Here is a 6695-nt window from a genome sequence, read left to right as displayed (position 1 = left end):
ACAACCTCCCGAGGAAGTACACCTAGGCCGCCTGAGCTGGCTGGCCGCAGCCGGTATTCTCTTTGCGATCTCCCTGCAGCCGGCGGGTATACTGGCAGAGACCTCGCCGATGGTGACAGCATCGGCGCACTCCGGCAGAGAGCACACCACCTTCCGTGAAATCGACGATCACTCACCCCTGAGACGCGCATCATTCCTGCGCTCGGCAGCCGAACCGTTCACGGCTGCACGGCTGACGTGTTCGATCATGCCCGCCGGAGATCCCGCAACACGCGGATTCCTGCGCTCCTGCAGACCTGTCTGCATCGATCATTGGGCTGAGCCTGTGCGCGTCTCGAATCGTCCTTTCGATTTCGTCACGCGGAGGCATGCGTGGAACACTCACTCATCACCCTTGACTCGCTCACCTACACCTGGCCCGACGGCACCGCCGCACTGTCCGGGCTCACCGGCTCGATCGCCCGCGGGCGCACCGGTCTCATCGGCGCCAACGGCGCCGGCAAGACCACTCTCGTCCGTCTGCTCACCGGCGAACTGACACCGACGGTCGGGCGCATACACATCCACGGCAGCGTCGGCGTGCTGCCCCAGGACCTGGCCTTGAGCGACCAGACCATCGCCGAAGTGCTCGGCATCGACCAGGTGCTCGCCGCGCTCGAAGCAGTGGAGTCCGGAGACGCCGACGTCGCCCACTTCGACGTCATCGGCCAGGACTGGGACATCGCCGCCCGCGCCTTCCAATCACTTGCGGCAGCCGGGATCCCGTTGGCCGAGCATGAGCTCGACCGGCCGATGCGCACACTCTCCGGAGGAGAGGCGGTGAAGGTCGGGCTCGCGAACCTGCACCTGCACCGGCCGGAGCTGGCGATCCTTGATGAACCGACGAACAACCTCGACGCCGCGGGCCGGGAACATGTGCGCGGGCTCGTCGACAGCTGGCGGGGTTCGCTGCTCATCATCAGCCACGACCGGCGGCTGCTCGCAGGCGTCGACCGGATCGTCGAACTCTACGGCACCGGCACCCGCAATGCGGCAGGCGAGCTGCAGGCCTCGACAATGCGGACCTGGGAGGGCAGCTTCGCAGACTACCGCCGGCAGCTGGCCGCCGAACAGGAAGCCGCAGAACAGGCAGCCGTGACCGCCCGCAGCGAGCTGGGCAAGCAGAAGCGCAAGCGGATCGAGGCGCAGATCAAACTCGACCGCCGGCAGCGCACGGCCAAGCAGGCGGTGAAGGATGCGAAGCTCCCGCCGATCGTCTCCGGCAATAGAGCGATGGAGGCGCAGAAGTCAGCGGCGAAGCTCACCGGCACCCATGCTGACCGGGAGGCAGCGGCCTATCAGAATCTGCAGGAAGCCCAGGCTCAGGTGCGGCCTCGTGTCGTCATCGACATCGAACTGCCCGACACTGCAGTCCCAGCCGGGCGGACGGTCCTAGAACTCGACAGCGGGGAGGAGGTCTTCAGCATCCGCGGGCCTGAGCGGGTGGCGCTCGCCGGTCCGAACGGAGCCGGCAAGACGACCCTGCTCAACCGGATCCTGACAGCCGTACGCACGGGGGAGGAGCCTGGTGTGCGCGTCATCGACGAGGTGGGGGTGTTGCCGCAGCGCATTCTCCTCGACCCGCAGCTCAGCGTGCTCGACACCGTCCGGCTAGCGGCCCCGGACGCGGACCCGCACACAGTCCGCTCCCAGCTGGCTGGTCTGCAGCTGAAGAAGGACCGGCCCGATCAGCCGGTCGGCCAGCTTTCTGGTGGGGAGCGGTTCCGGGTCGCGCTCGCACAGCTGCTGCTGGCCGATCCGGCCCCGCAGCTGCTGCTGCTCGATGAGCCGACCAACAATCTCGACCTGGAGAGCATTGAGGTGCTCGTCGAGGCGCTGACCGCCTACCAGGGCGCGCTCATCGTCGTCAGCCACGATGCGGAGTTCCTCGATGAGATCGGCTGCACCCGGACGTGGGAGATCACAGACGGGGCACTGAGCGAGGCGCGCTGACGGCCACCCGGCCACCACCTCGGGAACGGTGCGAACCACCTCGGGAACGGGAAAACGCGGCGGCCGCCGGTCCACCTGAGGTGAACCGGCGGCCGCCGGGTGGGACGTTACTGCCTCAGCAGCAGCGCGCCTTCGGGTTCGTCTCCTGCTCGTCGATGAGCTCGCGCCAGAATTCGCGTTCGCACATCGCACCCTCGCGGGTGCCGTGGTGGCGTTCGTAGTGCTCAAGGTAGTGGACGTAGGCGTTTTCGCCCATGACCTCCTTGAGGTACCAGTGCACGGCCTTGAACGGGCGGGCGACTGCGGCAGCAAACGAACTCATCGTCACTTCTCCTTCGGAGCGGCGTGCGAGCCGGAACCGGTGTCCGAGGCACCGTGATCCTTCTCAGCCTTCTCCTTCGAGGATACGCCGACAGCACCGGCGGGCGCGAGACCGTGCTTGCGACGGTACTCCTCCCACTGGGCCTCGACTTCGCGCTCGGCCTTCGTGGCGATGAGGCCGGCTGGGGCGAAGAGCTTCGTCGGCACGAACGCGGCTTCGGTCGTCTCCATCGGGCCGGTGCGGATCGACTTGATGCTCACCGCGATCGCCATGACGACGACCATGAGCACCAGCGAGGCGAACACGATCGACAGCGTGCCCTGGATGAACGTGTTGCGCACAACCGCGCGCATCGCATCGACACCCTCGGTGGTGCCCAGTGAGGTCTCACCCGCGGCGAGTGCCTGCTTGTAGGCCGAGTGCTGTGCCCAGTAGCCGAGCTTCGGGTCAGAGGAGAAGATCTTCTGCCACGAGGCGGTCATCGTCACGGCAAGGTCCCAGGCGAGCGGGATCCCGGGGATCCACGCATAGCGCGCCTTGCCGACCTTGCAGACCAAGGCGAACACCACCGCCAAGGCGATTGCCGCCAACAGCTGGTTGGAGATGCCGAACAGCGGGAACAGCGTGTTGATGCCGCCGAGTGGGTCGGTCACACCCATGAGCAGGATCGAGCCCCAGGCGCCGACCATGACGATCGTCGAGACCCAGGCGCCGATGTTCCAGGATGGGTCGCGGAACTTCGGCCAGAAGTTGCCCATCCAGTCCGAGAACATGAAGCGGGCAACACGGGTGCCGGCGTCGATGGTGGTGAGGATGAACAGCGCTTCGAACATGACCGCGAAGTGGTACCAGAAGCTCATCGCCGACTGCCCGCCGAAGCCGGGCACCTGATGCAGGACATGCGCCATGCCCATTGCCAGGGTCGGCGCACCGCCGGTGCGCGAAACAATTGAACCCTCGCCGACGGCCTCACCAGCAGCGGCGAGTTCGGCGGCGGTCGTCTGCGTCTCCATGAACGGATTCGAGTTGATGAACTCGGCAGCGCCCTCGGCGGTGCCGCCGGTCAGCGGCTCGGCTGCGTTCATGGCGAAGTAGATGCCCTTGTCGAGGCAGATCGCGGCGACGAGCGCCATGATCGCCACGAAGGACTCCATGAGCATGCCTCCGTAGCCCACCAGACGCGCCTGCGATTCCTTCTCCAGCAGCTTCGGCGTCGTGCCCGAGGACACCAGGGCGTGGAAGCCGGAGAGCGCACCACAGGCGATGGTGATGAACAGGAACGGGAACAGGGATCCGGCGAAGGCCGGGCCCTCGGAGTTCGAGGCGAACGGTGTGACGGCCGGCATCTGCACGGTCGGGTTGACGATGATGATGCCGACGGCCAGCAGCACGATGGTGCCGATCTTCATGAAAGTCGACAGGTAGTCGCGCGGGGCCAGCAGCACCCACACCGGCAGCACAGCTGCGAAGAAGCCGTAGATCATCAGCGACCAGGCCAGCGTCGTCTTCGACAGGTGGAACATCTCAGCCAGCGCCGGGTTGGCATTGACCCAACCGCCGGCGACGATCGCGAGCACCAGCAGGGCGATGCCGATGACAGAGGTCTCGATGACCTTGCCGGGGCGGATGTAGCGCATGTAGATACCCATGAACACGGCGATCGGGATCGTCATCGCGATCGAGAAGACGCCCCAGGGGCTCTCGGCCAGGGCGTTGATGATGACGACGCCGAGCACGGCGATGAGGATGATCATGATGAGCAGGATGCCGAGGCTGGCGATGAAGCCGCCGACGGAGCCGAGCTCGTCACGGGCCATCTGGCCCAGCGACCGGCCGTTGCGGCGGGTCGAGAAGTACAGCACCATGTAGTCCTGCACCGCACCGGCGACGATGACGCCGAGGATGATCCACAGCGTGCCGGGCAGGTAGCCCATCTGAGCGGCGAGGATCGGGCCGACGAGCGGGCCGGCGCCGGAGATCGCGGCGAAGTGGTGGCCGAACACGACGCGGCGGTCGGTCGGGGTGAAGTCGCGGCCGTTCTCGTTGATCTCCGCGGGGGTCGCCCGCTTGTGGTCGGGTCGGCAGATCTTCCATTCGATGAACTTCGCGTAGAAGCGGAAGGCGATGAGGTAGCTGCCGACCGCAGCGGCGACGAACCAACTGGCTGAGAGGTTCTCGCCGCGCACGAACGCGACCATCACCCAGCCGACGGAGGCGACCGCAGCGATCGCAACCCACAGGACGATCTTGCCCGGAGTCCAGCGCGGACGTTCGATCACGCCGACTGGAGGCAGACTCTCATCGGTTCTGACGTATTCAACCGACATACGTGCTCCATTTCTGCTCTGCTGCATGAGCCCCGCCGGGTCAGGCGGAACATCACGGGAACGCGGGCATTCACCTGGTCGTGCGGCATCCGCGCGGCACGGCACCGCACGGAAGGGCTGGGCCGGGGAGCCGCAGCGCACGGCAGAAGTGTGTGAGTTCCCTGAGACTGAATATATGGTGAGGCCAATTCTGTGATTTGTCTAACTTTTCGGCAGGTTCTGCGCGAACCACCGTCAAACCGTTACCAAAGCTGCGCATCTGTTCACTCTGCGGACAGTCCAGTGGTGCTCTGCGCCGCTGTCCGCCGCCGAGGCGGTGGTCGGGTGGCCGAGTCGCAGACCGCGGGTGCGGAAGTGGCACAATGGAATCCATGACCGCCACGCACGATCCGCAGACCCGCCTGCGGACTCTCTCCGGAATCCAGGCCACCTCCGACTCCCTCCACCTGGGCAACTACATCGGTGCGCTGCAGCAGTTCGTGGAGCAGCAGGAGACGCACGACGCGTTCTTCTTCATTGCGAACATGCACGCGATCACCGTCGAGCAGGATCCCGCGCTGCTGCGCGAGCGGACCCTGCGCACCGCCGCCCAGTTCCTCGCCGCCGGCATCGATCCGGAGAAGTCGACGATCTTCGTGCAGTCCCACGTGCCCGAGCATACGCAGCTGTCCTGGGTGCTCGAATGCACCACCGGTTTGGGCGAGGCGCAGCGGATGACGCAGTTCAAGGACAAGTCGTCCAAGCGCGAGAACGTCTCGCTCGGCCTGCTGACCTACCCGGCGCTCATGGCTGCTGACATCCTCATGTACCACCCCGATGTCGTCCCGGTCGGCGAGGACCAGCGCCAGCACCTGGAGCTCACCCGCAACCTCGCCGAGCGCTTCAACCACCGTTACGGGCACACCTTCACGGTGCCTGAGGCCGGAATTCCGAAGGAGACGGCCAAAATCTACGATCTGCAGGACCCGACAGCGAAGATGTCGAAGTCGGCGGCCTCCCCGGCCGGTCTCATCAACATCCTCGATGAGCCCAAGGCGCTGGCGAAGAAGTTCAAGTCCGCCGTCACCGACAACGACACCGTCATCGCCTACGACCCCGAGCACAAGCCGGGTGTGTCGAACCTGCTGACGATCTACTCCTCGCTCTCCGGACAGCCGATCGATGCGATCGTGACCGAGTTCGACGGCAAGATGTACGGCCACCTCAAGGTCGCGCTCGCCGACCTCGCCGTCGAGACGCTCGCGCCGGTGCGCGAGCGCACCGGTGAGCTGCTCGATGACCCGGCTGAGCTCGAGCGGCTGCTGTCGATCGGTGCCGATGCCGCCTCGGCGATCGCCGAGCAGACCATCAAGGACGTGTATGACCGCATCGGGTTCCTCCGCCGCTGAGTCACCGGGCCGGATGGCCCGTCCTGACGAATGGGGCCTCGGCCCGGCCTGGGGCACTCCGCCGGGAGTGCCCGAGCTGCCGCCGGACGACGGCTCGGGGATGGTCTCGATCGGGGTGACCCTCGATGTGCCTGAACCCTACGGCTCCCAGCTGCAGTCGCTGCGGGCAACGCTCGGCGACGCCCGCGGCACGACGGTCCCGGCCCACATCACCCTCATCCCGCCGATGGAGATCCCGGCCACCGCATGGCCGATCGTGCGCGAGCACATCCGCAGCGTGGCGAATGCGACCTCGCCGTTCACCCTGCAGCTGCGGGGGACCGGGACGTTCATGCCGACCTCGCCGGTCGTGTTCATCGCCGTCGCCCGCGGCATCTCCGAATGCCAGCAGCTCTCCGATGCCCTGCGCCACGGAGTGCTGAATCAGCAGCTGGCGTTTCCGTACCACCCGCACGTCACGATCGCCCAGGAGCTCGACGAGGAGGTCCTCGAACAGGCCTACCGGGAATCGGCCGACTACGACGTGTCATTCATGGCCCACGGCTTCGGCGTGTACTTCCACACCGCCGATGAGGAATGGCAGCTGTTCGACAACGTGCCCTTCGGCCCGTAACCGAGCCACCTCCTCGGGCACGATGGGCCAGGCGTGTGGCATCTGCTCAGCTG

5 protein-coding genes are annotated in these 6695 nt (G+C 66.2%); 3 read left to right on the top strand and 2 right to left on the bottom strand.

The features are described from left to right. Positions 1-372 precede the first annotated feature (372 nt). Positions 373-1992: an ABC-F family ATP-binding cassette domain-containing protein gene (locus B4E96_RS12565; protein WP_259834551.1), complete on the top strand. Its 1620-nt coding sequence runs from the start codon at positions 373-375 to the stop codon at positions 1990-1992. A 115-nt stretch (positions 1993-2107) separates the two neighbouring features. On the opposite strand, the gene B4E96_RS12560 is transcribed toward B4E96_RS12565, so the two are convergent. Both B4E96_RS12560 and B4E96_RS12555 read right to left on the bottom strand, forming a co-directional pair. Then, on the bottom strand, positions 2108-2314 hold the full coding sequence (locus B4E96_RS12560; protein ID WP_102161567.1) for a YbdD/YjiX family protein: 207 nt from the start codon (positions 2312-2314) through the stop codon (positions 2108-2110). Between the two features lie 2 nt (positions 2315-2316). After that, a complete protein-coding gene (locus B4E96_RS12555) occupies positions 2317-4641 on the bottom strand; it encodes a carbon starvation CstA family protein (protein WP_276547788.1) in 2325 nt (774 codons plus the stop codon). Between the two features lie 371 nt (positions 4642-5012). Between B4E96_RS12555 and trpS the strand changes: the two genes are divergently transcribed. Next, positions 5013-6029 carry a tryptophan--tRNA ligase gene (gene trpS, locus B4E96_RS12550; protein WP_102161570.1) on the top strand — a complete coding sequence of 339 codons (1017 nt, stop codon included), beginning with the start codon at positions 5013-5015 and terminating at the stop codon, positions 6027-6029. Next, a complete protein-coding gene (locus tag B4E96_RS12545) occupies positions 6001-6642 on the top strand; it encodes a 2'-5' RNA ligase family protein (RefSeq protein WP_259834132.1) in 642 nt (213 codons plus the stop codon). Before trpS ends, B4E96_RS12545 begins: the two co-directional genes overlap by 29 nt. The last annotated feature ends 53 nt before the right edge of the window (positions 6643-6695 follow it).

It is taken from the genome of Brevibacterium sp. UBA7493 (assembly GCF_002479565.1).
Classification (GTDB): Bacteria; Actinomycetota; Actinomycetes; order Actinomycetales; family Brevibacteriaceae; genus Brevibacterium; species Brevibacterium luteolum.
The sequence above is the reverse complement of the archived record's forward strand: the minus strand, read 5'-3'. Positions and strand labels throughout refer to the sequence as shown.

Excerpts from the sequence above, each read along its gene's own strand:
- B4E96_RS12560 (WP_102161567.1), bottom strand. The coding sequence starts at position 2,314 with ATGAGTTCGTTTGCTGCCGCAGTCGCCCGCCCGTTCAAGGCCGTGCAC.
- B4E96_RS12555 (WP_276547788.1), bottom strand. The coding sequence starts at position 4,641 with ATGTCGGTTGAATACGTCAGAACCGATGAGAGTCTGCCTCCAGTCGGC.
- trpS (WP_102161570.1), top strand. The coding sequence starts at position 5,013 with ATGACCGCCACGCACGATCCGCAGACCCGCCTGCGGACTCTCTCCGGA.
- B4E96_RS12545 (WP_259834132.1), top strand. The coding sequence starts at position 6,001 with ATGACCGCATCGGGTTCCTCCGCCGCTGAGTCACCGGGCCGGATGGCC.